The following is a 22,334-nucleotide window of genomic DNA, read 5'->3' on the forward strand; positions in this document are numbered from 1 at the left end:
CGCGCTTAACGTTTGTAGAATGCCGGGCACTCAGGCAGCGTCACTTCAACCGGCTCGCTGGTTCCCTGCGCTTTAATGCAGGCATCCGCCGCCACCGACGCCGCGTAGCCGTCCCAGGCCGACGGGCCTTGCAGCTGGCCGGCTTTGACGTCGTTGATAAAGGCCTGCAGCTCGACGTCGTAGGCTTTGATAAAGCGGTCTTTCCAGTCGGTGAGAATGGCGGTCGACAGGCTGGCGGACTTGCGCATCTGGACGGCAGACGGCTCCGGCAGACGGGCAATCCCGGTTTCGCCGACCACTTCGCACTGGATGTCATACCCGTACTGGCAGTTCACGAACACTTCGACGTCGATCAGGGTGCCTTTTTTGGTTTCAAAGGAGACGATCTGCGGATCTTTCAGGCGCGCATGGGTGTGCGAGGTGGAGCGCGGGAAGCGCACCTGCACGGAACGGTAGTCATCGTTCAGCAGCCAGCGCAGCACGTCCAGCTCGTGGATCAGGGTGTTGGTGATCGCCATATCGGTGGTGTAGTTCTCGCCGACCGACTGGTTGCGGTGGGCGCAGCGCAGCATCAGCGGTGCGCCGATATCGCCATCGTCGATCACTTTTTTCAGCGCCAGATAGCCTTCGTCGTACGGGCGCATAAAGCCAACCTGTACCAGACGACGGCCGGCCTTCATTTCGGCATCGACGATGCGACGGCAGCCTTCCGCAGACATCGCCAGCGGTTTTTCGCAGAACACCGGCTTACCGGCGGCAATGGCGGCCAGGGTGTACTCTTCGTGGGTCGGGTCCCAGGAGGTGACCAGGATGGCATCGACATCGCTGGCGTTAATCACGTCGTGGCCGTCGGCGTAGACTTCCGCCTGCACGCCCGGCAGCGCGACCGCCGCGCGGGCGTTGTCGGCATTGATATCAGACACCGCCACAACGGTGGCGCCCTGCAGAACCTGGGTGCAGCGACGGATGTGTTCTTTACCGATAGCGCCAGCGCCGATGACACCTAATTTGAGCGACATAATGGTTTTCTCCGTAAGTCTGTAGGATTCAGGGTAGAGGTTCGTTTTAGTAATCACGCGCCTGGGCGCGCTTTTCATTAATCATTTGCGCCACCTTGCGGATCCGCTCAGAGAGCGCCGTCTGGGCGACCCCGACGTTCCACCAGCTGCCGTATTTGTGCACCATGGTCTTCGGCAGCACTTTAATATCAATCAGGGTGCTGACCGTTTCGCGACGGGCGGCGTCCAGCGCGTGGCGCAGTTCGTCCAGGGTGGTGACGCGCCAGGTTTTGCAGCCGTAGCCGGCGGCGATGGTGGCGAAGTCCACCGGCACCAGGCCGCCCTGCAGCTGGCCGGTTTCCGGCTGGCGGTAGCGGAACTCGGTGCCGAAGCTGTCCATCCCGTGCTCCATCTGCAGGTTGTTGATGCAGCCGTTGGCCATGTTGTCGAACAGCACGACGTTGATCTTCGCCCGCTCCTGCAGGGAGGTGACCAGCTCAGAGTGCAGCATCATGAACGAGCCATCGCCGACCAGGGAGTAGACTTCGCTCTGCGGCTGCGCCAGCTTCACGCCCAGCGCCGCGTTGACTTCGTATCCCATGCAGGAGTAGCCGTACTCCACGTGGTAGGTGTTTTCCGCGCGGTTGCGCCAGACGCGCTGCAGATCGCCTGGCAGGCTGCCCGCCGCCGCGACGATCACCGCCTCGGCCGGCAGCGTTTCATTCAGTACCCCAAGAACGCTGCTCTGGGTCAGGGTGGAGTCGGTGATCTGGCGGAACTCGCGATACACCGATTCGCGATCGAGATGATCGTCGATCTCCGGCACAAAGGATTTTTCCTGCCACACCGCCTGGTAGACGCGCTGGGTCTCTTTTAACTGACGGCTCTGCACGCTCTCGATCTGCGCGCCCCAGCCGGCCTGCCAGCCGCTGTCCGCCAGCGCCGCGTCGAGAGCGGTCATCGCTTCCCGGGCGTCCGCCAGCATGGCAATGCCGTCCAGCTTCCAGGCGTCGAAGTTGCTGACGTTAATATTCAGGAAACGCACCTCCGGGTGCTGGAAAATCCATTTCGAGGCGGTGGTAAAATCGCTGAAGCGGGTGCCGACGCCGATCACCAGGTCGGCCTCTTTCGCCAGCAGGTTCGCCGCCAGGCAGCCCGTTTCGCCGACGCCGCCGACGTTCAGGGGGTGAGACGAGACCACCGTCCCCTTCCCGGCCTGGGTTTCGGCGAAGGGCACCCCGTAGCGCTCGGCGAAACGGGACAGCGCTTCGCCCGCGCCGGAGTATTTCACCCCGCCGCCGCAGACGATCAGCGGTTTACGGCTGGCTTTGATGGCCGCCACGGCGTCCGCCAGCTGCGCGGCGCTGGCCGGGCGGCGGTCGAGACGGTGCACGCGGCGCGCAAAGAAGGATTCCGGGTAATCCCAGGCTTCGCCCTGCACATCCTGCGGCAGGCACAGCGTTACCGCGCCGGTTTCCGCCGGGTCGGTCAGGACGCGCATGGCGTTGATGCAGGCGCTCATCAGCTGTTCCGGGCGGGTAATGCGGTCCCAGTATTTGCTGACTGCGCGGAAGGCATCATTGGTGCTGATGCTGAGATCGTAGCTCTGTTCAATCTGCTGGAGCACCGGGTCCGGCTGGCGGGTGGCGAAGACATCGCCCGGCAGCAGCAGCAGCGGGATGCGGTTGGCGCTGGCGGTGCCGGCGGCGGTGATCATGTTGGCCGCTCCCGGACCGATGGAGGAGGTGCAGGCGATAATCTGCCGGCGCAGGGCCTGGCGGGCAAAACCGGTGGCCGCGTGGGCCATCCCCTGCTCGTTGCGCCCCTGATAGACGCGCATATCGCCGCTGTCCTGCTCCAGCGCCTGCCCCAGCCCCAGGACGTTGCCATGGCCGAAAATCGCGAAAATGCCTTTCACGAACTTCAGCTCTACGCCATCCACTTCCAGGTACTGGTTATCGAGGAACTTCACCAGCGCCTGCGCCGTTGTCAGTCTCAGTTTGCCCATGATGCACAATCCTTATTGTTCAGTATTTGTGTGTGGCGTCGCGCCGATGCCGCCGGGGCCGTCGTTCACGTCACTGGAATACCTGTGGATTATAGGCAAACATTTTTTTCATTAAATACAAATACAGAAGAAATATTTCATTTTGCGAGAAGGATCAAACTCTCTACCCATTTCATACGTTTCACTTACATTCCAGACACGTTTTCGGGCCCTTTTTTGCCGCACCAGACGGCAATATCCCCTTAAAAATCATAGGTAAATGGATGCCATTTGGCGTTTCATTTTCCCCCGGGTCGACAGAGGGGGCGATCCGCGCTCGCGCGAGGCTCAGTGCGGCAGAGTGGTAGATCCCTCACACTTTTGGTTTTTTAATTTCGAACGAGTTTGCAAATGAAATATTTATTTCTCAAACTAAGGGTAACCAATAACCCTCAGGCTGTTCACGGAGTCGACGTCGGGATCCCGACCCTTCCAGGCAGCAGACACCAAAAAGGAAATCCTAGCTATGAATGCAGCAGTAAAGCGGCTCGACGTCATCTGTATAGGTCGGGTGGCCGTCGACCTCTATGCCCAGCAGATTGGTTCGCGGCTAGAAGACGTTGCCAGTTTCGCGAAATATCTGGGCGGCTCCTCCGGCAACGTGGCCTTTGGCACCGCGATTCAGGGGCTGAAATCGGCCATGCTGGCGCGCGTTGGCGATGAACACAACGGCCGTTTCCTGCGCGAAACGCTCAACCGCGCCGGGGTGGATACCGAGTATCTGATTACCGACAAATCTCGCCTGACCGCGCTGGTGATGCTGGGGATTAAGGATCAGGAGACCTTCCCCCTGATTTTCTACCGCGATAACTGCGCCGATATGGCCTTAACGCCTGACGACATTAGCGAGGAGTATATTGCCTCCTCCCGGGCGCTGGCGGTGACTGGCACCCACCTGTCGCACGCCAACACCCGCGCCGCGGTGCTGAAGGCGCTGGAGTACGCCCGCCGTCACGGCCTGCGTACCGCGCTGGATATCGATTACCGTCCGGTGCTGTGGGGGCTCACCTCGCTCGGCGATGGCGAAACCCGTTTCATTGAGTCCGGACCGGTCACCAGCCAGCTGCAGGAAGTGCTGCATCTGTTCGATCTGGTGGTGGGAACCGAAGAAGAGTTTCATATTGCCGGGGGCAGCACCGATACCCTGACCGCGCTGAAAAATGTGCGCAATGCCACCAAAGCCACTCTCGTCTGCAAGCGCGGGCCGATGGGCTGCGTGGTGCTGGAAGGCGACATCCCGGACAGCTGGGACCAGGTGCCGCTGCAGCAGGGCGTGCGCGTGGAGGTTCTCAACGTGCTGGGCGCCGGAGATGCCTTTATGTCGGGTCTGCTGCGCGGCTGGCTCAACGACGAAGGCTGGGAGCAGGCTTGCCGTTACGCCAACGCCTGCGGGGCGCTGGTGGTCTCCCGCCACGGCTGCGCGCCGGCGATGCCGACCAAAGTCGAACTCGATGACTACCTGCAGCGCGCCGAATCGGTGCCGCGCCCGGACGTCGACGAGCGCCTCAACCACCTACACCGGGTCACCAGCCGCCGTCAGCAGTGGCCGGAGCTGTGCATTTTCGCCTTTGACCATCGCAAACAGCTGGCCGATCTGGCGCGGGAGACCGGGCGTGACGAAGCCTGCATTCCGCAGCTCAAGCTGCTGTTGTTGGCCGCGGCCGAAGCGGCGGCGCAGGAGGCAGGTCTCGATCAGCGCAGCGGCATTCTGGCCGACGGCACCTACGGCCAGCGTGCGCTCAACGCCATTACCGGCAAGGGCTGGTGGATCGGCCGCCCTATCGAACTGCCCAGCTCGCGACCGCTGCGTCTGGAGCATGGCAACATCGGCTCGCAGCTGATCGACTGGCCGCTGGAGCATGTCGTCAAATGCCTGGTCTTCTATCACCCGGACGACCCGGCGGCGCTGCGTGCAGAGCAGGATGCCCTGCTGCTCGAGGTCTGGCAGGCCTGTAACAAGTCAGGCCATGAACTGCTGCTGGAGGTGATCCTGCCGGAAAATGGCCCGGACAAAGACGAGCGCCATTACCACACCATGCTGGAACACTTCTATCAGCTGGGGATCAAGCCGGACTGGTGGAAGCTGCCGCCGCTCTCCAGCGCCAGCTGGCAGCAGATCACCGCGCTTATCGAGCGTGAAGATCCGTGGAGCCGCGGGATCCTGATCCTCGGGCTTGACGCGCCTTCCGACAAACTGCGCGCCGGTTTCGCCGAGGCGGCCGCACACCCGATGATCAAAGGTTTCGCCGTCGGGCGCACCATCTTTGGCCAGCCGTCGCGGCGCTGGATGCAGGGTGAGCTCAGCGATGAGGCCCTGATAGAGGAAGTGAAACGCAACTACCTGACGCTTATTGGCTACTGGCGCGAAGCCCGCCGCTGATCCCCCGACGCCCGTCTCCGTCACCTTGCGGAGCGGGCGTTTTTCTGTTTCTTCGTGAAATGAATCGCGTATTTCGTCGCAATAAATGAAAAATTCGCTTCATTTGGTACACTGGAAGCCATATTCCTTCCATTTTCTCAGAGCGCACTCTATGGCCAATAACCCAACACAGCTGACCATCCTGCAGGATGAAATCAGGCGTCGCTACGATACGTTAAGCAAACGCCTGAAACAGGTCGCCCGCTATATCCTTGATAACAGCAATAGCGTGGCTTTCGATACCGTGGCCTCCATTGCGCAACAGGCGGATGTTCCCCCTTCCACGTTGATTCGTTTTGCCAACGCCTTCGGCTTCAGCGGCTTTAACGAAATGAAACAGATGTTCAAGCAACATTTGATGGAAGAGACCGCCAACTATACCGAGCGCGCCCGTCTTTTCCGCCAGACCACCAGCGATGAGTCCAGCCCGCCGGAAACGCCGACGGAAATCCTCAATATGTTCACGATGGTGAACAACCAGGCGCTGCAGCAGCTGGCGATGCAGACCTCCAGCGATGATCTGGAGCGCGCGGTGGCCCTGCTGGGCGAGGCGGAAAATATTTACGTCATTGGTCTGCGCCGGTCGTTTAGCGTCGCCTCCTATCTGACCTATGCGCTGCGTCACCTCGATCGCAAAGCCTTTCTGATCGACGGCCTCGGCGGCATGTTCACCGAGCAGCTGAGCCTGGTCGGTCCGAAAGACGTGGTAGTGGCGGTGAGCTTCTCGCCGTACGCCCGGGAAGTGGTCGAGCTGGTGGAGCTGGGCGCGCAGCGCAAAGCGCGGCAGATCGCCATTACCGACAGCCAGGTCAGCCCGCTGGCGGCTTTCAGCGATGTCTGCTTTGTGGTGCGTGAAGCGCAGGTGGATGGATTCCGCTCGCAGGTTGCTTCGCTGTGTCTGGCCCAGACGCTGGCGGTTTCGCTGGCGCTGAACAGCAGCCAGGAGTCCGAGGCCAAGCAGAAGGCGTGAGATAGGCTGCCTGGCGTTTGTTACTCGGCGGCGCAGTATAGGCTTACGGAAGGATGCCGTAGGCCGGATAAGGCGAAGCCGCCATCCGGCACAAAGGCGGGTATGGTGTCTGCGGTGTCCTGCCCGGCGGCGCTGCGCTTGCCAGGCCTGGGGTATATGGGCTTACGGGAGGCTCCCGTAGGCCGGATAAGGCGAAGCCGCCATCCGGCACAAAGGCAGGTATGGCGCCGGAGGTGTCCTGCCCGGCGGCGCTACGCTTGCCGGGCCTGGGGTATAGGGGCTTACGGGTGGCTCCCGTAGGCCGGATAAGCGTAGCGCCATCCGGCATAAAAGCAGGTATGGCGCCGGAGGTTCCTGCCCGGAGGCGCTGCGCTTGCCGGGCCTGGGGTATATGTGCCTGCGGGGTGCCGGAGATAATGTTATTGGTATGCAACTCTATTAATCCGGGTAAAGCGTTTGTCGCATGTGATTTCAGCGCACATTGCGCTCCCGGTTAATCTTCTGCGTTATGCCTGGCATGGCGCAGGGAGCGCACAGGGGGCGGCCAGTCGCCGCCGCCCCCTGTACCCCCGGGCTCCGGCCAGCAAAATCGCCGCTACGCGGTCCCTTCGACTTATCCCTGCAGGCTTCGGGTCGGGCCGAGGCAGCGTCCGTGCAAAACACGGCCCTCAGCCCGCATCCATGCGGGCTGCCCCGGCCTTCCGGGAACGTCTCAGCGATTTTGAGGCCGTCAGCACCGGCAGTTTCAGCAACAATGGTGAATAAATTAACGGCAGGTCGCACGAACCGTATGCCGGGCAAGGCGTGAGCCGCCGCCCGGCATAAAAGCAGCGCCGTGCCTGTGGTCATCGCCCGGCGGCGCTGCGCTTGCCGGGCCGACGGTATAGGGGCTTACGGGAGGATGCCGTAGGCCGGATAAGGCATTTGTGCCGCCATCCGGCACAAAGGCAGGTATGGCGCCGGAGGTGTCCTGCCCGGCGGCGCTGCGCTTGCCGGGCCGACGGTATAGGGGCTTACGGGATCCTCCCGTAGGCCGGATAAGGCGAAGCCGCCATCCGGCACAAAGGCGGGTATGGCGCCGGAGGTGTCCTCCCCGGCGGCGCTGCGCTTGCCGGGTCGGGAGTGGGATTCCGCGGAGCGTTTCGCGAAAAAACACCCACCGCCCTCAAACAGGAAGGCCGGTTAGCATCGCTAACCGGCCTTCTTTATCCGCTTCTGCACCGCGCGTCAGTCGTGGCGCGGATACTCCGGCGTGTTGATCCAGGCGTGGTCATCTTCCCAGGTGAACAGCCATTTCCGGTCCGGCCCGGCCATCACGTTCAGATAGTAGCTGTCGTAACCGGCAATTGCTGCCACCGGATGGTAACCGCGCGGCACCATCACCACATCGTGGTTGTAGGGCGCCATACAGGCGTCCAGGCTGCGGTCGTCGGTGTAGACCCGCTGGAAGGCAAAGCCCTGCGGCGGATCGAAGCGGTGATAGTAGGTTTCTTCCAGCTGCGTCTCTTTGCCCGGCTGGGCGGTATCATGCTTATGCGACGGCCACGAGCTGGTGGCCCCCTCGTCGGTGTAGACTTCCACCACCAACAGGCAGTCCGCCTCGGCGCTGTCCGGCAGAATATTATGCACCCGGCGCTGATTGCGCCCTTTCCCACGGTGCTCTACCCCGACGTCTTCCGGCCGAATGAGGCGTGCCGGGAAGCGGCCTTTGCCCGGCGCGCTGCATACCGCCAGCTCCAGATCGGAATCGGCAGTCACCTCGACTTTATCCTGCGGCGGGACGTAGACCGACCACGGCGGGGTGCGCTCAAACGGCGACATCCGTTTACCGAGATTCGGGAAATCGGCATGCTGCGTTTTCACCGACGCCAGCCCGGCGACCAGCACCAGGCACAGCTCGCGATCGCCGCTCTCCAGCGTCACGGTCTGCCCTTTTTTCAACATCCAGACATCAAAGCCGATATAGCGCCAACCGGCGCTTTGCGGCGTAATATGCTGGATCTGTCCCTCTTTTCGCGATTTAGCCAGTAACGACATGGCACTCTCCTTCGCCGATTAACCTAACGTCGGCATGCTGAATTCAGATACGGTCTGCTGCCCTGCCGGCCAGCGTACGGTGGCGGTCTTCATGCGCGTGTAGAAGCGCACGCCGTCCGGCCCGTGGACGTTCAACGCGCCAAACACCGAGCGCTTCCAGCCGCCAAAGCTGTGGAACGCCATCGGCACCGGTACCGGCACGTTCACCCCGACCATCCCCGCCTGCACGTCGTGGACGAATTCACGCGCGGTGTGGCCGTTGCTGGTGAAAACGGCGCTGCCGTTGCCAAACTCATGGCTGTTGACCAGCTCAAGGGCGCTGTTATAGTCCGCCGCGCGCACAATCCCCAGCACCGGGCCAAAGATCTCTTCGCGCCAGATGGTCATCTCCGGGGTGACGTGATCGAACAGGGTGCCGCCGACATAGTAGCCCGCGTCGTAGCCCGGCACGCGCAGTTTGCGGCCATCGACCACCAGTTTTGCCCCTTCGCTTTCGCCTTTATCAATATAGCCGAGCACTTTTTTCTGGTGGGTATCAGACACCACCGGTCCCATCTCGTTCTCTTCCTGGCCACGCATGCAGCCCGGGCCTACTTTCAGCGCTTCCACCAGCGGCTTCAGGCGGGCGATCAGTTTGTCGGCGGTTTCATCTCCCACCGCCACCACCACCGGCAGCGCCATGCAGCGCTCGCCTGCGGAGCCAAAAGCGCCGCCCATAATGGCGTTAACGGTGGCGTCGAGATCGGCATCCGGCATCACAATCGCGTGGTTTTTGGCGGCGCCGAAGGCCTGCACGCGCTTGCCGTGGGCGCTGGCGGTCTTATAGATATACTCCGCCACGCCGGAGGAGCCGACGAAGCTCACCGCCGCAATACGCGGGTCAGTGTACAGCTGCTCAGCATCTTCATTGCTGCAGTGCACGACGTTAAACACGCCGTCCGGCAGACCAGCCTCTTTTAACAGCTCTGCCAGACGCACAGCGGCCGTCGGCGCCAGCGCGGGCGGCTTGAGGACGAAACTGTTGCCGCAGGCCAGCGCCAGCGGGAACATCCACATCGGCACCATCGCCGGGAAGTTGAACGGGGTGATCCCTGCCACCACGCCCAGGGGCTGCATCAGCGAGTAGCTGTCGACGCCGGTGCCGACGTCAGAGGAGTATTCGCCTTTAATCAGGTGCGGGATCCCGCAGGCGAATTCGACCACTTCCATACCGCGGGTCAGCTCGCCCAGCGCATCCGACCACACCTTACCGTGCTCGCTGACGATGATCCCCGCCAGCTCTTCCACGTGCTGCTCCAGCAACATTTTGAAGTTGAACAGCACGCGGGCGCGGCGCAGCGGCGTGGTACGGGACCAGCTGTCAAACGCATCGCGAGCAACCTGAATCGCCTCGGAGACTTCCTGCGCGGTTGACACCGTGACTTCGCGCACCGCTTTGCCCGTCGCCGGGTCGTACACCGGCATCGTTTCGTTGCTGCTGCTAATAACGGTTTTCCCGCCAATAAAGTTTCCTGTGATCGTCATGTTCTCGCCTCATAGTGAAGGGGGCCAGCGCACACCGGCCCGTCGCTGATTCTGCTGTGCTATAACCGTAGTAAAATGAAATTTATATTTCAACATTGTTGTGAAATGAAATTTCATTTTGGTGATAACAGTCGCATTTTGCGCTAACCGGTCGCCTGTGCGCTTCCCGCATCGCGCCTCGTTGCCCTCGACGCCAGGCTTCCCGCCGCTGTCGCGCCGGCAGTCGGTGCCGGTGATATTTTGCGAGACAGCTCAAACATTCATCATTTCCATTCTTGATAATTTTGGAATAAACGTTTTGACTGTTAGCCAATTGAACGAACCTACCCCCTCTTCCGTCAGGAGTGTCCTATGGCCATCGCAATGCAACGTTTTTGTATTAACCGCAAAATCGCGCCAGCGCTCAACATTGAAGCGTTTTTCCGTCTGGTGAACCGTCTGGGCCTGAATAAGGTCGAGCTGCGCAACGATTTACCCAGTGGAAAAGTGACCGACGATCTGAGCCATCAGCAGGTGCGCGAGCTGGCGGCGCGCTACCACATCGAGATCCTGACGATTAACGCGGTCTACCCCTTTAACCGTCGTAGCGAAGAGGTGCGGCAGTTGACCGAATCGCTGCTGAAAGAGGCCCAGGCCATCGGCGCCAAATCGCTGGTGCTCTGTCCGCTCAACGACGGCAGCGAGGTGCCGGCCAGCGAAACCCTGGGCGCCCTGCGCGACCTGGCGCCGCTGTTCGCCTTCTATGGCATCCACGGCCTGGTGGAGCCGCTGGGCTTCCCGCAAAGCTCGCTGCGTTCTGCGCACCAGGCGCAGACGCTGATCCACGACGCCCGCGTGCCGTTTAAGCTGCTGATCGATACCTTCCATCACCATCTTTACCCGCAGGCGGCGGACGAGTTCAGCCAGGTAAAGGTGGCGGATATCGGGCTGGTGCACCTTTCAGGAGTGGACGATAGCCGTCCGCGCGAGCAGCTCACCGATGCCGAGCGCATCATGCTAACCCCGCAGGATCGTCTCGGCACCTGCGAGCAGGTTAAAGCGCTGGAAGCCCGCGGCTATCAGGGGGTGTACGCTTTTGAGCCCTTCGCCCCCGAGCTGGCGCAATGGAGCGAAGCGGATATCGAGCGCGAAATTGAGCAGAGCATCGCGCTCATCCAGCGCCACTGCGCCTGAGACCCTCACGGTACAGCGTGCGCGGCGCGTGACGATTTTCCCAACGCCGGACGACGAGGTTGCCTATAATCGTCGCAGGATAAATGGAGGAATCGACCATGAGCTCACCCCTGTTGATTGCGCGCACGCTGGATAACGCGCTCTATTTACTGCCTGCGATGGCCAACCGCCATGGGCTTATCACCGGTGCGACCGGCACCGGTAAAACCGTCACCCTGCAGAAGCTGGCTGAGTCGTTCTCGGAGATTGGCGTGCCGGTATTTATGGCCGACGTCAAGGGCGACCTGACCGGCATTGCCGCCGCGGGGCAGAGCTCAGAGAAACTGCAGGCGCGGCTGGAGAAGATCGGCGTCAGCGACTGGGAGCCGCACGCCAACCCGGTGGTGCTCTGGGATATCTTTGGCGAGAAGGGCCACCCGGTGCGGGCGACGGTCTCCGATCTCGGCCCCCTGCTGCTGGCGCGCCTGCTCAATCTCAACGAGGTGCAGAGCGGCGTACTGAACATTATTTTCCGCATCGCGGACGACCGCGGCCTGCTGCTGCTCGACTTCAAAGACCTCCGCGCCATCACCCAGTTTATCGGCGATAACGCCAAGTCTTTCCAGAACCAGTACGGCAATATTAACAGCGCCTCGATCGGCGCCATCCAGCGCGGGCTGTTGACCCTGGAGCAACAGGGCGCCGAGCACTTCTTCGGCGAGCCGATGCTGGATATTGCCGACTGGATGCGCGTCGATGCCAGCGGTAAAGGGGTGATCAATATCCTTAGCGCCGAAAAGCTCTACCAGATGCCGAAGCTGTACGCCGCCAGCCTGCTGTGGATGCTCTCCGAGCTCTACGAGCGCCTGCCGGAAGCCGGCGACCTCGATAAACCGAAGCTGGTGTTCTTCTTCGATGAGGCGCATCTGCTGTTCAACGACGCGCCGCAGGTGCTGCTGGATAAAATTGAACAGGTGATCCGCCTTATCCGCTCCAAGGGGGTCGGCGTCTACTTTGTCTCGCAGAACCCGGCGGATATTCCCGACGCCGTGCTCGGCCAGCTGGGCAACCGCGTGCAGCATGCCCTGCGCGCCTTTACGCCGAAGGACCAGAAGGCGGTGAAAACCGCCGCCCAGACCATGCGCGCCAACCCGGCCTTCAGTACCGAGCAGGCGATCCAGGAGCTGGGCACCGGCGAGGCGCTGATCTCCTTCCTCGATGAGAAAGGCAGCCCGTCGGTGGTCGAGCGGGCGATGGTTATCGCCCCCTGTTCGCGAATGGGGCCGGTCAGCGATGACGAGCGCAATGGTCTGCTGAACCACTCGCCGCTGTACGGTAAGTATGAGGAGGAGGTGGACCGCGAGTCGGCTTTCGAAATGCTGCAGCAAGGGGTGCAGGTCGCCACCGGGCAGCAGTCGGCTCCGCCGGCGAAGGGCCAGCAGAGCGGGGAAGACGACGGGCTGCTTGGCGGCCTGAAAGATATCCTGTTCGGCAGCACCGGCCCGCGAGGCGGTAAACGCGACGGTATCGTGCAGACCGCAGCGAAAAGCGCGGTTCGCCAGGTCACCAATCAGATCGTCCGCGGCATGCTGGGCAGCCTGCTGGGCGGACGCAAGCGCTAAAAAAAAGCCCCCTCATCGCTGAGGGGGCTTACGTTTCAGGCTTACCCGCTAGGCCTTGCGCATCATCAGCCAGAGGCTTATCAGGAAGAAGCTGGCGCTCGGCAACAGCGCGCCGATGATCGGCGGTATGCCGTAGACCAGGGTCAGCGGGCCGAAAATCTGGTCGAGGACATAGAAGATAAAGCCGAAGCTAATCCCCGTCACCACCCGCACGCCCATCGGCACGCTACGCAGCGGGCCAAAGATAAACGACAGCGCCATCAGCATCATCACCGCCACCGACAGCGGCTGGAAGATTTTGCTCCACATATTGAGCTGGTAGCGTCCCGGATCCTGGCCGCTGGACTTGAGGTATTTCACATAGTTGTGCAGCCCGCTGATCGACAGCGCATCCGGATCCAGGGCAACCACGCCCAGTTTGTCCGGCGTCAGGTTGGTTTTCCAGGTGCCGCTCACCATCTGCGACCCGGTCACCTGCTTTGGATCGGTCAGGTCGGATTCATCCACCTGCGACAGACGCCACACTTTATTTTCGCTATCGAATTTTGCCGAAGCGGCATAGCGCACCGACTGTAAACGACGCTCCGGGTTGAAGGCATAGATGCTGACGCCCCCCAGCTCATCGTTGCCTTTCACCCGTTCGATATAGACAAAGTTGTGGCCATCTTTCGCCCACAGCCCCTGCTGGGTTGAGAGCAGCGAGCCGCCGTACATCTGCTGGGCACGGTAGTTGCGCGCCATCTGTTCGCCCTGCGGCGCCACCCACTCGCCGATGGCCATGGTCAGCAGCACCAGCGGGATCGCGGTTTTCATTACCGCCAGCGCTACCTGCAGCCGGGTGAAACCGGATGCCTGCATCACCACCAGTTCGCTGCGCTGGGCCAGCATCCCCAGCCCCAGCAGCGCGCCAAGCAGCGCCGCCATCGGGAAGAAGATCTGGATGTCCTTCGGCACGCTGAGGATGGTGTAGAGACCAGCGCCCAGCGCATCGTAGCTGCCCTGCCCGGACTTTTTCAGCTGATCGACAAACTTGATAATGCCGGAGAGCGACACCAGCATGAACAGGGTCATCATGATGGTGTTGAAAATCGTCTTACCGATATAACGGTCAAGTACGCCAAACGCCTGCATCAGGCCGCTCCTTTATTAAAACGGGCGCGGAAGCGGCGCATCGGCACCGTGTCCCACAGGTTTAACAGCACCGCCAGCGCAAAATAGAGCAGGTTAATCGCCCACATCCAGATAGCCGGGTCCATTTTGCCTTTGCCGCCGTTCGACTTAATCGACGTTTGCAGCAGGAAGAACACCAGGTAAAGCAGCATCGCCGGCAGCATCGACAGCACACGGCCCTGACGCGGGTTCACCACGCTGAGCGGCACCACCATCAGCGCCATAATGAAGACGGTCGCCACCAGCGTGAAGCGCCAGTGCAGTTCGGCGCGCGCGCGGTCGGTGTGGGTTTTCCACAAGGTGCGCATATCCATCTGTTCGGTGTCGTCCGGATCGGCGCTCACCGCCTGGTGGCCGATAATAGCCTGATAGTTATTGAAGTCGGTAATGCGGAAGTCGCGCAGCATCGCGGTGCCTTCAAAGCGGGTGCCCTTGTTGAGGGTCACCACCTGCGAGCCGTCTTTCTGCTGCGACAGCTCGCCGGAATCCGCCACCACCACCGAGGGGCGCGCATTGCCTTTCGGACGCAGCTGGGCAAGGAAGACGTCATGGAAGCGGTTGCCGTTGACGCTTTCGATAAACATCACCGCGTTACCATCGCTGGCCTGCTGGAACTGGCCCTGGGCCAGCGCCGCCATACCGGGGTTGGCTTTAGCTTCGGCCAGCACCTCGTCCTGATGGCGCGACGACCACGGCCCCGCCCACATAACGTTGACCGCCGCCACCGCGCCGGTGAACAGCGCAAGGATCATCGCCGCCTTGATCAGCACGGCTTTGCTCAGGCCGCAGGCGTGCATCACCGTAATTTCACTTTCGGTGTACAGCTTGCCGAGGGTCATCAGCAGGCCAAGGAACAGACTTAACGGCAGGATAAGCTGCGCCATCTCCGGGATGCCGAGCCCCAACAGCGAGAGCACCAGATTGGTTGGGATATCGCCATCCACCGCGGCGCCGAGGATCCTGACTAATTTCTGACAAAAGAAAATCAGTAACAGGATGAATAGGATCGCCAACTGGCTTTTCAGCGTCTCACGAACCAGATATCTTATGATTATCACTATAAATACGCCCGTAAAAACCCGTTTTAGTGCAGGAAAATTGCTTGTTTCATGGCTTAAACGTCATTTATTCTCTTTGGTCGTCGAAAACGTCGCTAAGATTAAATGACTCATCGGTTCTGCATGTCAGGATCTTTTCTGACGAACCCAGGCCTTAATAACGTTAAGATTAACACGAAGTCACCGCAACAGCGGATATGAGTTACGAAAGCTTGCAATTATATACTCAATGGATTTCGAGTTGTAAGAAGGCAGCAGGGCTGTGGCCCCTGGCGCGCACAATGTGCCACGTCAGGGTAAGCAGGCGCAGCCGGCGCATCTGCAACTTGAAAGGCGACGAGTATAGCCGTAGCCACCACTGTTGTCTTTAAGATTCAGGAGCATAGTGCATGGAGTTCAGTGTAAAAAGCGGTAGCCCGGAGAAGCAGCGGAGCGCCTGTATCGTGGTCGGCGTCTTTGAACCACGTCGCCTCTCCCCCATCGCCGAACAACTCGATAAAATCAGCGACGGCTACATCAGCGCCCTGCTGCGTCGCGGCGAGCTGGAAGGCAAACCTGGCCAGACGTTATTGCTGCACCATGTGCCTAACATTCTGTCTGAGCGCATTCTGCTGATTGGCTGCGGCAAAGAGCGCGAGCTGGATGAGCGTCAGTATAAGCAGGTCATCCAGAAAACCATCAATACCCTGAATGATACCGGCTCAATGGAAGCCGTCTGCTTCCTGACCGAGCTGCACGTCAAAGGCCGTAACAACTACTGGAAAGTTCGCCAGGCGGTTGAAACCGCCAAAGAGACGCTGTACAGCTTCGACCAGCTGAAGACCAACAAAAGCGAGCCGCGTCGCCCGCTGCGTAAAATGGTCTTTAACGTGCCGACCCGTCGCGAGCTGACCAGTGGCGAACGCGCCATTCAGCATGGCCTGGCGATTGCCGCCGGCATCAAAGCGGCGAAAGATCTTGGCAATATGCCGCCGAACATCTGTAACGCCGCCTATCTGGCTTCCCAGGCGCGTCAGCTGGCCGATACCTACAGCAAAAACGTCATCACCCGGGTGATCGGCGAACAGCAGATGCGCGAGCTGGGGATGAACGCCTACCTCGCCGTCGGCAATGGGTCGCAGAACGAGTCGCTGATGTCGGTCATCGAATATAAAGGCAACCCGGCTGAGGACGCGCGCCCTATCGTGCTGGTCGGTAAAGGCCTGACCTTCGACTCCGGCGGTATCTCCATCAAGCCTGCCGAAGGCATGGACGAGATGAAGTACGACATGTGCGGCGCGGCGGCGGTGTACGGCGTGATGCGGATGGTTGCCGAACTGCAGCTGCCGCTGAACGTCATCGGCGTGCTGGCGGGCTGTGAAAACATGCCTGGCGGCCGCGCCTATCGTCCGGGTGACGTCCTGACCACTATGTCCGGCCAGACGGTGGAAGTGCTGAACACCGACGCCGAAGGCCGCCTGGTGCTGTGCGACGTCCTGACCTACGTTGAGCGCTTCGAGCCGGAAGCGGTTATCGACGTGGCGACGCTGACCGGGGCCTGCGTGATTGCCCTCGGCCATCACATCACCGGCCTGATGTCGAACCATAACCCGCTGGCCCATGAGCTGATCGGCGCCTCCGAACTGGCGGGCGACCGCGCATGGCGTTTGCCGCTGGCCGACGAGTTCCAGGATCAGCTGGAGTCCAATTTTGCCGATATGGCGAACATTGGCGGCCGTCCTGGCGGCGCGATCACCGCCGGCTGTTTCCTGTCGCGCTTCACCCGCAAGTACAACTGGGCGCACCTCGACATCGCCGGTACTGCCTGGCGTTCCGGTAAGGCCAAAGGCGCGACCGGTCGTCCGGTGGCGCTGCTGTCGCAATTCCTGCTCAATCGTGCGGGTTTTAACGGCGAAGAGTGATGTGACATGCCGGGCGGCGCTACGCTTACCCGGCCTACAAACGGCAGCACACTGTAGGCCGGGTAAGCGTAGCGCCGCCCGGCTTTGCATTTAAATCCACAACAAGAAGCCCCATATATGAAAAACGCAACGTTCTATCTTCTGGACAATGACGCCACCGTCGACGGCCTGAGCGCCGTCGAGCAGTTGGTGTGTGACATTGCCGCAGAACGTTGGCGCAACGGCAAGCGCGTCCTGATCGCCTGCGAAGATGAACAGCAGGCGATTCGCCTCGACGAGGCGCTGTGGTCGCGGCCGCCGGAGAGCTTTGTGCCGCATAACCTGGCGGGCGAAGGCCCGAGAGGCGGCGCGCCGGTAGAGATTGCCTGGCCGCAAAAGCGCAACAGCAGCCCGCGGGATATTCTTATCAGCCTGCGGCTAAACTTTGCAGATTTTGCCACCGCTTTCACAGAAGTGATAGACTTTGTCCCTTACGAAGACAATCTGAAACAACTGGCGCGCGAACGCTATAAGGCGTACCGCATGGCTGGTTTCAACCTGAACACGGCAACCTGGAAATAATGGAAAAGACATACAACCCACAAGATATCGAACAGCCGCTTTACGAGCACTGGGAAAAGCAGGGCTATTTCAAACCGAATGGTGATGAAAGCCAGGAGAGCTTCTGCATCATGATCCCGCCGCCGAACGTCACCGGCAGTTTGCATATGGGTCATGCCTTCCAGCAAACCATCATGGATACCATGATTCGCTACCAGCGCATGCAGGGCAAAAACACCCTGTGGCAGGCCGGTACCGACCACGCAGGTATCGCTACCCAGATGGTGGTTGAGCGTAAGATTGCCGCTGAAGAAGGGAAAACCCGCCACGACTACGGCCGCGACGCCTTTATCGACAAAATCTGGCAGTGGAAAGCGGAATCCGGCGGCACCATTACCCGTCAGATGCGCCGTCTCGGCAACTCCGTGGACTGGGAGCGCGAGCGCTTCACCATGGACGAGGGGCTTTCCAATGCCGTGAAAGAAGTCTTTGTTCGCCTGTACAAAGAAGACCTGATCTACCGCGGCAAACGCCTGGTTAACTGGGACCCGAAACTGCGCACCGCCATTTCCGACCTCGAAGTGGAAAACCGCGAATCGAAAGGTTCCATGTGGCACATCCGCTACCCGCTGGCCGATGGCGCGAAAACCGCTGACGGTAAAGATTACCTGGTGGTCGCCACCACCCGTCCGGAAACCCTGCTGGGCGATACCGGCGTGGCCGTTAACCCGGAAGATCCGCGCTACAAAGATCTGATTGGCAAATTCGTGGTGCTGCCGCTGGTTAACCGCCGCATCCCGATCGTGGGCGACGAGCACGCCGACATGGAAAAAGGCACCGGCTGCGTGAAGATCACCCCGGCGCACGACTTTAACGACTACGAAGTGGGTCGTCGTCACCAGCTGCCGATGATCAACATCCTTACCTTTGACGGCGACATCCGCGAAAGCGCGGAAGTCTACGACACCAAAGGCAATGAATCCGACGTCTACTCCAGCGAGATCCCGGCGGAGTTCCAGAAACTGGAACGCTTCGCGGCGCGTAAAGCCGTTGTTGCGGCAGTTGACGCCCTCGGCCTGCTGGAAGAGATCAAACCGCACGACCTGACCGTCCCTTACGGCGATCGCGGCGGCGTGGTGATCGAGCCGATGCTGACCGACCAGTGGTACGTGCGCGCGGACGTGCTGGCCAAGCCAGCAGTCGAAGCCGTTGAAAACGGTGATATTCAGTTCGTGCCGAAGCAGTACGAAAATATGTACTTCTCCTGGATGCGCGATATTCAGGACTGGTGTATCTCCCGTCAGCTGTGGTGGGGTCACCGCATCCCGGCATGGTATGACAACGACGGCAACGTCTACGTAGGCCGTAGCGAAGACGAAGTGCGTCAGGAAAACAACCTGAGCGCCGACGTTGCCCTGCGTCAGGATGAAGACGTTCTCGATACCTGGTTCTCCTCCGCGCTGTGGACCTTCTCCACCCTCGGCTGGCCGGAAAACACCGACGCCCTGCGTCAGTTCCACCCGACCAGCGTGATGGTGTCCGGCTTCGACATCATCTTCTTCTGGATCGCCCGCATGATCATGATGACCATGCACTTCATCAAAGATGAAAATGGCAAGCCGCAGGTACCGTTTAAGACCGTCTACATGACCGGTCTGATCCGCGATGACGAAGGCCAGAAGATGTCCAAGTCCAAGGGTAACGTCATTGACCCGCTGGATATGGTTGACGGTATCACCCTGCCGGAGCTGCTGGAAAAACGTACCGGCAACATGATGCAGCCGCAGCTGGCGGATAAAATCCGCAAGCGTACCGAGAAACAGTTCCCGAACGGCATCGAGCCGCACGGCACCGACGCCCTGCGCTTCACCCTGGCGGCGCTGGCCTCTACCGGCCGCGACATCAACTGGGATATGAAGCGTCTGGAAGGTTACCGTAACTTCTGTAATAAGCTGTGGAACGCCAGCCGCTTCGTGCTGATGAACACCGAAGATCAGGATTGCGGCTTCAACGGCGGCGAAATGGTGCTCTCCCTGGCCGACCGCTGGATCATCGCGGAATTCAACCACACCGTGAAAGCATATCGCGAAGCGCTGGATAACTTCCGCTTCGATATCGCCGCCGGTATCCTGTATGAGTTCACCTGGAACCAGTTCTGCGACTGGTACCTGGAGCTGACCAAGCCGGTTATGAACGGTGGCAGCGAAGCGGAGCTGCGCGGGACTCGCCATACGCTGGTAACCGTGCTGGAAGGTCTGCTACGCCTGGCGCATCCGATCATTCCGTTCATTACCGAAACCATCTGGCAGCGCGTGAAAGCGATCTGCGGTATCACCGCCGACACCATCATGCTGCAGCCGTTCCCGCAGTACGATGCTTCTCAGGTGGATGACGCGGCGCTGGCCGACACCGAATGGCTGAAGCAGGCGATCGTCGCCGTGCGTAACATCCGTGCGGAAATGAACATCGCTCCGGGCAAACCGCTGGAACTGCTGCTGCGCGGCTGCAGCAAAGAGGCCGAGCGTCGTGTGAACGACAACCGCAGCTTCCTGCTGAACCTGGCGCGTCTGGAAAGCATTACCGTGCTGCCTGCCGATGATAAAGGTCCGGTCTCGGTGACCAAGATTGTCGACGGCGCCGAGCTGCTGATCCCGATGGCGGGCCTCATCAATAAAGAAGATGAGCTGGCGCGTCTGGCGAAAGAAGTGGCCAAAATCGAAGGTGAAATTGGCCGCATCGAGAGCAAGCTGGCCAACGAAGGCTTTGTCGCCCGCGCGCCGGAAGCAGTGATCGCTAAAGAGCGCGAGAAGCTGGAAGGCTACGCGGAAGCGAAAGCGAAGCTGATTGAGCAGCAGGCGGTGATCGCCGCGCTGTGATCCTCCCGCCCCTTGCCACCCGGCAAGGGGCGTTTTTTATGAAACATCCTCGCTTGCGCTTTCCCCTGTCGCGATGTTATTAACATCATCATTCGTCTTTTTTGGGTAATGAGTCATTGTATGAATACGAGCGTCCCCGCGGCGACGTTGCTGCGTCGCATTACGGCGGCAGACAATGCCGCCATCGCCAGGGTCATCCGCCAGGTCTCGGCTGAATATGGCCTGACCGCCGATAAAGGCTATACGGTCGCCGACCCGAATCTCGATGAGCTGTATGAGCTGTACAGCCAGCCGGGCTCCGCCTACTGGGTGGTGGAGAAAGAGGGGGAAGTAGTTGGCGGCGGCGGCGTCGCGCCGCTCGCCTGCAGCGAGCCGGATATCTGCGAGCTGCAGAAAATGTATTTTATGACCAGCGCCCGCGGCCAGGGGCTGGCGAAGAAGCTGGCGCTGCTGGCGCTGGACTACGCCCGCGAACAAGGGTTTAAGCGCTGCTATCTGGAAACCACCGCCTTCCTGACGGAGGCGATCGGCTTATATGAACATCTCGGCTTCGAGCACATTGACGGGCCGCTGGGCTGCACCGGCCACGTGGACTGCGAAGTACGGATGCTGAAAACGCTGTAGCGCCTCGATATCGCAGGCGTCCCCGGTAGCGCTGCGCTTACCGGGGCTACAGGGCCCGAATACGGCGGGTTACGCCGCTACCGGCACACCGCTGTGAAAGCGGAACTCGGCCTCCGGACGGAGGATCAGCGCCGCTTCCGCCTCGCCGAGCTGGCGCACCCGCTCGCTGATATCTTCTCCGGCAATCTTCTGCGCCAGATCCAGATAGTCCTGATAGTGACGCGCCTCGGAGCGCAGCAGCGACAGGTAGAACTTCTGCAGATCGTCGTCCAGCCACGGCGCCAGGGCGGCAAAGCGTTCGCAAGAGCGGGCCTCGATATAGGCGCCGCAGATCAGCTTATCGATCAGCATCACCGGCTCATGCGAGCGCACTTCGCGCCGCAGGCCGCGGGCATAGTTGCTGGCGGTGATTTTGACGTAGGGGATATCGCGCGCCAGCATCATCTCCCGCACCTGCGTGAAGTGATGCAGTTCCTCTTTAATCAATAAAATCATGCTGTCCAGCAGCTGGCGGCCCCACGGGTCGTCGGTCTGCGGCATGGCGCTTTTGTTGATCCGTTTATGCAGGGCGACAAAATCCGGCTCCGGCCCCCGGCGGTAGGTGAAGTCTTCGTACGGCTTCAGGCAGGCCAACAGTTCGTCGGCGTCAGCTTTATCCGCGACGTAGCGACGCACCAGCAGCATGGCGTTCTGCGCCGCTTTCAGCTCGCACACCATATGGTCGGTCAGCAGCAGCGGCAGGTTTTCCGGCTTGCGGGCTTCGTCAATCCACGCCTGCGGCGTCGGGCAGTGCAGGAAGTTGATAATCGGGGAAAGAATCTGCGGGTAATCCATGAAAGTTCCTTGCTATACGGCGGCAGGCGCCGCCGTATCCATCTACGACATTTGCGACTTAGTGGCGAACACCATCGTCGTCTTCATCGACATACTCTTCGTCATCGTCGTCGCCGTCTTCACCGTTCGGGTCCTCATAATAGGTGCCCCAACCGTCATACTCGACGTCATATTTTTCTGCCAGCGTCATCAGCTGTTCCACCTGGGCATCGATCAGGTCTGCGTTCAGCGCGCATTCGCTCAGAATATCGCAGCAGATGACCATGTCACCCTCTTCCACTTCCAGCTCTTCGGGCTCGGTCACTTCGTAGCCCAGCTTGAACGCTTCAACCGCCACTTTCTCCAGGGTTTCGAAATCGTCTGCAGAGAGGTGATGCTCAATCGTGTACAGTGCGTCCGGATCGCTGCCATCTTCCAGCAGCTCTTCGATAATCAGACGCGTCTCTTCACGCTGTTCTTCCAGGTGTTCCGGGTTTGCCATGGCTCGTTCCTCATAATGTGCGGCAGTTATCCCTATTGTCACATACCGCCGTCATTGCCTCCACTTCTCAGTGAAAGATTT

16 protein-coding genes are annotated in these 22,334 nt (G+C 60.4%); 8 read left to right on the top strand and 8 right to left on the bottom strand.

Annotation, left to right across the window (positions count from 1 at the left end; translation table 11 throughout):
- Positions 1-5 precede the first annotated feature (5 nt).
- A complete protein-coding gene (locus tag OHJ17_RS22610; protein ID WP_032433786.1) occupies positions 6-1,019 on the bottom strand; it encodes a bifunctional inositol 2-dehydrogenase/D-chiro-inositol 1-dehydrogenase in 1,014 nt (337 codons plus the stop codon).
- A gap of 46 nt (positions 1,020-1,065) precedes the next feature.
- Positions 1,066-3,006: a 3D-(3,5/4)-trihydroxycyclohexane-1,2-dione acylhydrolase (decyclizing) gene (gene iolD, locus OHJ17_RS22615; RefSeq protein WP_004152191.1), complete on the bottom strand. Its 1,941-nt coding sequence runs from the start codon at positions 3,004-3,006 to the stop codon at positions 1,066-1,068.
- A 505-nt stretch (positions 3,007-3,511) separates the two neighbouring features.
- Here iolD and OHJ17_RS22620 point away from each other — a divergent pair.
- Together OHJ17_RS22620 and OHJ17_RS22625 are read left to right on the top strand one after the other, a co-directional pair.
- Positions 3,512-5,425 carry a bifunctional 5-dehydro-2-deoxygluconokinase/5-dehydro-2-deoxyphosphogluconate aldolase gene (locus tag OHJ17_RS22620; RefSeq protein WP_004146797.1) on the top strand — a complete coding sequence of 638 codons (1,914 nt, stop codon included), beginning with the start codon at positions 3,512-3,514 and terminating at the stop codon, positions 5,423-5,425.
- Positions 5,426-5,576: 151 nt separating this feature from the next.
- Entirely contained in the window at positions 5,577-6,434 is an 858-nt protein-coding gene (locus OHJ17_RS22625; protein ID WP_004152190.1) for a MurR/RpiR family transcriptional regulator, read from the top strand.
- A 1,227-nt stretch (positions 6,435-7,661) separates the two neighbouring features.
- Here OHJ17_RS22625 and iolB read toward each other — a convergent pair.
- A complete protein-coding gene (gene iolB / locus OHJ17_RS22630; protein WP_004186731.1) occupies positions 7,662-8,471 on the bottom strand; it encodes a 5-deoxy-glucuronate isomerase in 810 nt (269 codons plus the stop codon).
- A gap of 18 nt (positions 8,472-8,489) precedes the next feature.
- On the bottom strand, positions 8,490-9,995 hold the full coding sequence (locus OHJ17_RS22635) for a CoA-acylating methylmalonate-semialdehyde dehydrogenase (protein WP_009486529.1): 1,506 nt from the start codon (positions 9,993-9,995) through the stop codon (positions 8,490-8,492).
- A gap of 351 nt (positions 9,996-10,346) precedes the next feature.
- Between OHJ17_RS22635 and OHJ17_RS22640 the strand changes: the two genes are divergently transcribed.
- Both OHJ17_RS22640 and OHJ17_RS22645 read left to right on the top strand, forming a co-directional pair.
- The gene (locus OHJ17_RS22640; RefSeq protein WP_032433785.1) at positions 10,347-11,168 is read left to right on the top strand and encodes a TIM barrel protein; all 822 of its coding nucleotides are present in this window, start codon (positions 10,347-10,349) and stop codon (positions 11,166-11,168) included.
- A 98-nt stretch (positions 11,169-11,266) separates the two neighbouring features.
- The gene (locus tag OHJ17_RS22645; RefSeq protein WP_004210619.1) at positions 11,267-12,769 is read left to right on the top strand and encodes a helicase HerA-like C-terminal domain-containing protein; all 1,503 of its coding nucleotides are present in this window, start codon (positions 11,267-11,269) and stop codon (positions 12,767-12,769) included.
- Between the two features lie 48 nt (positions 12,770-12,817).
- Here the strand turns inward: OHJ17_RS22645 and lptG are convergent, their stop codons facing one another.
- On the bottom strand, positions 12,818-13,900 hold the full coding sequence (gene lptG / locus OHJ17_RS22650; RefSeq protein ID WP_002886956.1) for an LPS export ABC transporter permease LptG: 1,083 nt from the start codon (positions 13,898-13,900) through the stop codon (positions 12,818-12,820).
- The gene (lptF, locus tag OHJ17_RS22655; RefSeq protein ID WP_002886955.1) at positions 13,900-14,997 is read right to left on the bottom strand and encodes an LPS export ABC transporter permease LptF; all 1,098 of its coding nucleotides are present in this window, start codon (positions 14,995-14,997) and stop codon (positions 13,900-13,902) included. The genes lptG and lptF overlap by 1 nt, the downstream gene beginning before the upstream one ends.
- 389 nt (positions 14,998-15,386) lie before the next feature.
- On the opposite strand from lptF, the gene pepA reads away from it, so the two are divergent.
- From pepA to OHJ17_RS22675, 4 genes are all read left to right on the top strand, one after another.
- Positions 15,387-16,898, top strand: coding sequence for a leucyl aminopeptidase (gene pepA, locus OHJ17_RS22660; protein WP_002886954.1), 1,512 nt, complete (start codon positions 15,387-15,389; stop codon positions 16,896-16,898).
- Between the two features lie 117 nt (positions 16,899-17,015).
- Positions 17,016-17,459, top strand: coding sequence for a DNA polymerase III subunit chi (gene holC, locus OHJ17_RS22665; RefSeq protein WP_002886953.1), 444 nt, complete (start codon positions 17,016-17,018; stop codon positions 17,457-17,459).
- Positions 17,459-20,314, top strand: coding sequence for a valine--tRNA ligase (locus tag OHJ17_RS22670; protein WP_009486532.1), 2,856 nt, complete (start codon positions 17,459-17,461; stop codon positions 20,312-20,314). Before holC ends, OHJ17_RS22670 begins: the two co-directional genes overlap by 1 nt.
- A gap of 120 nt (positions 20,315-20,434) precedes the next feature.
- On the top strand, positions 20,435-20,938 hold the full coding sequence (locus OHJ17_RS22675) for a GNAT family N-acetyltransferase (protein WP_008807124.1): 504 nt from the start codon (positions 20,435-20,437) through the stop codon (positions 20,936-20,938).
- A 69-nt stretch (positions 20,939-21,007) separates the two neighbouring features.
- Here OHJ17_RS22675 and miaE read toward each other — a convergent pair whose 3' ends face one another.
- Together miaE and rraB are read right to left on the bottom strand one after the other, a co-directional pair.
- On the bottom strand, positions 21,008-21,772 hold the full coding sequence (miaE, locus tag OHJ17_RS22680; protein WP_032433784.1) for a tRNA isopentenyl-2-thiomethyl-A-37 hydroxylase MiaE: 765 nt from the start codon (positions 21,770-21,772) through the stop codon (positions 21,008-21,010).
- A gap of 58 nt (positions 21,773-21,830) precedes the next feature.
- A complete protein-coding gene (gene rraB / locus OHJ17_RS22685) occupies positions 21,831-22,253 on the bottom strand; it encodes a ribonuclease E inhibitor RraB (RefSeq protein ID WP_002886947.1) in 423 nt (140 codons plus the stop codon).
- Positions 22,254-22,334 lie beyond the last annotated feature (81 nt).

Source organism: Klebsiella sp. KP20-425-1, assembly GCF_025813515.1.
In the GTDB taxonomy this organism is placed as follows: domain Bacteria; phylum Pseudomonadota; class Gammaproteobacteria; order Enterobacterales; family Enterobacteriaceae; genus Klebsiella; species Klebsiella pneumoniae.

Coding starts and splice junctions, on each gene's coding strand:
- rraB (WP_002886947.1), bottom strand. CDS start 22,253: ATGGCAAACCCGGAACACCTGGAAGAACAGCGTGAAGAGACGCGTCTG.
- OHJ17_RS22620 (WP_004146797.1), top strand. CDS start 3,512: ATGAATGCAGCAGTAAAGCGGCTCGACGTCATCTGTATAGGTCGGGTG.
- lptG (WP_002886956.1), bottom strand. CDS start 13,900: ATGCAGGCGTTTGGCGTACTTGACCGTTATATCGGTAAGACGATTTTC.
- OHJ17_RS22610 (WP_032433786.1), bottom strand. CDS start 1,019: ATGTCGCTCAAATTAGGTGTCATCGGCGCTGGCGCTATCGGTAAAGAA.
- OHJ17_RS22670 (WP_009486532.1), top strand. CDS start 17,459: ATGGAAAAGACATACAACCCACAAGATATCGAACAGCCGCTTTACGAG.
- OHJ17_RS22645 (WP_004210619.1), top strand. CDS start 11,267: ATGAGCTCACCCCTGTTGATTGCGCGCACGCTGGATAACGCGCTCTAT.
- pepA (WP_002886954.1), top strand. CDS start 15,387: ATGGAGTTCAGTGTAAAAAGCGGTAGCCCGGAGAAGCAGCGGAGCGCC.
- iolD (WP_004152191.1), bottom strand. CDS start 3,006: ATGGGCAAACTGAGACTGACAACGGCGCAGGCGCTGGTGAAGTTCCTC.
- holC (WP_002886953.1), top strand. CDS start 17,016: ATGAAAAACGCAACGTTCTATCTTCTGGACAATGACGCCACCGTCGAC.
- OHJ17_RS22675 (WP_008807124.1), top strand. CDS start 20,435: ATGAATACGAGCGTCCCCGCGGCGACGTTGCTGCGTCGCATTACGGCG.
- OHJ17_RS22625 (WP_004152190.1), top strand. CDS start 5,577: ATGGCCAATAACCCAACACAGCTGACCATCCTGCAGGATGAAATCAGG.
- iolB (WP_004186731.1), bottom strand. CDS start 8,471: ATGTCGTTACTGGCTAAATCGCGAAAAGAGGGACAGATCCAGCATATT.
- OHJ17_RS22635 (WP_009486529.1), bottom strand. CDS start 9,995: ATGACGATCACAGGAAACTTTATTGGCGGGAAAACCGTTATTAGCAGC.
- OHJ17_RS22640 (WP_032433785.1), top strand. CDS start 10,347: ATGGCCATCGCAATGCAACGTTTTTGTATTAACCGCAAAATCGCGCCA.
- miaE (WP_032433784.1), bottom strand. CDS start 21,772: ATGGATTACCCGCAGATTCTTTCCCCGATTATCAACTTCCTGCACTGC.